The organism is uncultured Winogradskyella sp., assembly GCF_947496485.1.
GTDB lineage: Bacteria > Bacteroidota > Bacteroidia > Flavobacteriales > Flavobacteriaceae > Winogradskyella.
The window spans coordinates 1-502 of sequence record NZ_CANMCZ010000020.1; the positions used below are offsets into that span (position 1 = coordinate 1).

At 41.2% G+C, this 502-nt stretch carries 1 pseudogene; it reads left to right on the forward strand.

The features are described 5' to 3' along the window. Window positions 1-502: pseudogene (locus tag Q0822_RS18215) on the forward strand (hypothetical protein); the annotation flags it as partial.

Sequence of the window (502 nt, forward strand, 5' to 3'; positions counted from 1 at the left end):
GAGAACGCTGAGAACAATGCAGATGCAATAAACACTAGTGTAGACTTCAGTAATAGTTCAATAGATACACAGACGCTATATGCAAGAGTAGAGAGCGCGACCATAGCCACAGATTGTGCTACGATAGTAGCGTTACAATTAATAGTAGAGCCAACGCCACAATTAGTGGATCCAACCCCATTAGAAGAATGTGATGACCTCTCAGCAGATGGCTTTGCAACGTTCGATTTAAGGACTAAGGATGCAGAAATTCTCAACGGCCAAGATGCAACACAATACATTGTAAACTATTATACCTCACAGGACAATGCAGAAGCCGCAAACAATCCTATAACCAATCCAACAGGCTATACCAATACCGAAGCCTTTAACCAAGAATTATGGGTACGCGTAGACGACAATACCACAATAGCAGGCTGTTATAAGCTAACGCGTTTAGAGTTAATTGTCAACGCTTTACCAGTTTTGGTAACACCAGCACCATTAGAAGAATGTGATTATA